Source organism: Corynebacterium sp. HMSC036D03 (assembly GCF_001836185.1).
Lineage (GTDB): Bacteria > Actinomycetota > Actinomycetes > Mycobacteriales > Mycobacteriaceae > Corynebacterium > Corynebacterium simulans.
In genome coordinates this window covers 1-2844 of sequence record NZ_KV827712.1, presented here as the reverse complement: position 1 = coordinate 2844, position 2844 = coordinate 1, and the positions used below count along the sequence as shown (strand labels likewise).

Genomic DNA, 2844 nt, shown 5'->3' with positions numbered 1-2844 from the left:
CCAAGCCCCACACACAAACAACTTGACACGCTCCAAAACTGGGAGTACTGATACTTCGACTCGCCTTCACCGACAGGTGCAGCAACGTAGTCCAGCCAGAGCTTGTGGCGGGTCAAGTGCTTGTTATTGGCTAGTCGCTTGGCGAGCTTTTCGAAGTCTGGCTGGTCGTAGCGCTTGCGACGGGCCCCGCGATGGTCGCTGAAGTGCTCGTCGAAGAGTGATGGATCCAGCTGAGCAAACGACTCCTTGGTGATGCTCAGGTCCGCAATCAGTGTCTTGGTTTTGGCAATATCCCGGTTGGAACATCCCAACGCCGCAGAGATGGCAGCATAGCTTCCCCCGTCCAAACACATCGCCATGATGTCTTTGAAGTTGGCCATGAAAGGCCCTCCTTAAGGTCATGAAAGGTGATGACGCGCCGGCACAAGTTGTGCCAACGCCACCTATACAATGACCGAAAACAGAGAGCCCTACCATCTATCCGGAAAACCCCGACCAACTACGCGGATTGCCCCTACCAACTACGCCGAAACGGCACCGCGGTCCAGCAAATGCCGCCCCGTGGCCACCAACGTCGACGGCGCATCTTCCACGGCAGGCTTTTCCACCATGTCGCGCACCTTCAACACGTCAAAGTCATCGAATGCGGCATCCGCATCCACCACATCGAACACGCTGTAGTTCGACATTTCATCGCGCGAGACATTAAACGCGCACAACACCGAACCACCGAGACGCTCGCGCACCTGAAACATCTTGTCCATTACACAAGCCGGCAACACAAGATCATCCGGCAGCATGACCGCCACGGCATCGTCATCGCTGCCGAGCGCCTGCTCCGCACATCCGACTGCATGGCCCAAACCAAGCGGCTCGTCCTAGGTGACCGCAACAGCCTCAATGAGCTCGCCTGCGCGGGCCCCCTTGTCCGCCTACTCGTTTTTACCGCGGCCCTTCATAATCTTCTGCAACTCCTCGAACTCGCCGAAGTTCCGCATGCTCTCTTCCTTAGCAACCGCAACCGCGATGCGCTGCGCACCGCAGGCGGCGGCCTCCTCCGCGATCAACTCAATTCCCGGGGTATCCACCACCGGCGAAAGCTCCTGAGCCACCGTTTTCGTCGCAGGAAAAAGCGAGTACCCATCCCCGCCGCCGGCACAACAACCGTCTTCACCGAGCCACTCATTCCCGGCGCGGGCGGGTTAGTGGAATTCCGCATAGAAGCAAAGCCTGCAGACCCCCACGACACAATCCTTATACGACCCGGTAGAGCCACAGAACACACGTTGGAGTGCGCACATCCCAATTTTAAAAATGCAGAGTAAAAAAGAGATGCACACAGTTTCACGAGGCTAAATACCCGAAGAGCAGACAGCGCTGCTTACCGCTCTATCTACGATACCCATCCAAGATCCAAACACGACTTGCCAAATGAGCAGGGTTGCGACTCCTACGACTCATTCAACTGGGAATCTAAAAAGTTTTAACGGTCCATACTGTTATTTGATGGTATTTAGAAGAGCGCCATGGATCTCGACTGCATCTTTGCGCTGCCATTGGACAAGGGTAACCGCCTTAGCAAAAATCCCATCTCCCAAGAAAACGGCTTCGCGCAATTTCCTGTCCCCCTCGCTAGCTTTAACATAGCGAAAGTAACCAACGCTTGGATTTGGCGAAGTGCTAAGACCAACTCCTGCCTGACCAAGTGGAATAGGCTGATCGTTTGCATCAACTAAGCTGAAGCTAAGCAAGTAGTCATTCGGACGAGTGCCTTCGGGCAAGGTGCAATCGATCACTATTTCGAAGCATTGAGCCTTGTGGGGAAATTCAACTTCAGTGAAGACATCCTTCTTAAACTTAAGTTGCTCTTCCCGTGGCGTCGCCACTCGATGCATAACAAACGGGAATGCCTTAGCAAGGTCAAAATCAGGAGAGAGAGCGGGAAAATGCTGCATTGATGCAACTAGGCGACTCAGGTCTCCTTCTCCCGACGCACTCAAAACATTATCCTGCCCCGTATGATTGTAACGAAAATATCCAATCTGTCGGGAGTCGAGGACGGTTGGATTGTGGCGATCCGCCTTAGTGTGCGATGTTGCGCTTGGCTTTTGCACTGATCCATCTAGCATCTTCTTGCAAACCCCAAGCTGCCCCACGGAATTCATCGGATAGTGCGCCTCTCTCAGATTGAAGGCGCTCCCGTCCGTCAGAATTGCTTCAACCCCTAACGGGAAGCTAATGACATATCCCACGTGTGCCGGTGTGAGATATTGCGACATTCGATCGAAGAAATTAACAGGCAATACATCATCGTCATCTAGGCGATAGTCTCCAAAAATCGTACCCTTGGAAAGAAAATCACCCACGAGCTCATAACGATCGGACGGGCGAGCCCCATCCGGAACTTCATCCAAAACCAAGAAGGAGAATTCTTTAGCAGCCTTACGCAGGGCTTCCTTTCTATGCTCAGGGAGCGAGGTGGAAAAAGATACAATATGACGGAGCTCATGGCCGGTCGAAGCTTCCTTCAGAGCGGGAAGCGACTCGTTAAGAAAGATTTGCTCTCGCAGCCCCATTCGTTCATCTGAGTAGAGGTAGTCGCGATAATCTTCAGGTGATGAAAAGCGGGTTCCGTTGGAAACTTTCCATGCGGTCGAATTTGGGATATATAGGCTGTAGCGCGTGTGGCCAATGAACTTCATATCTCAGAAGTATACAGGTACTTTCAACTAGTCCTGCAGCGTTCTCAAATATCGAGTTGAGTTCTAAACTCTTCTGAGGGCGGGGCGAAACCCGGCTACTGAGACGGACTGAAGCGTCCTGGGTTTAGTTCCTACCTCAGCT

1 protein-coding gene and 2 pseudogenes are annotated in these 2844 nt (G+C 53.0%); all 3 read right to left on the bottom strand.

Annotated elements, in window-relative coordinates; translation table 11 throughout:
• Positions 1-380, bottom strand: a pseudogene (locus HMPREF2692_RS00905) (IS21 family transposase); the annotation flags it as partial.
• Between the two features lie 144 nt (positions 381-524).
• Positions 525-1219, bottom strand: a pseudogene (locus HMPREF2692_RS12495) (sugar phosphate nucleotidyltransferase); the annotation flags it as partial.
• A gap of 280 nt (positions 1220-1499) precedes the next feature.
• Entirely contained in the window at positions 1500-2702 is a 1203-nt protein-coding gene (locus HMPREF2692_RS00895; RefSeq protein ID WP_083323788.1) for a glycosyltransferase, read from the bottom strand.
• Positions 2703-2844 lie beyond the last annotated feature (142 nt).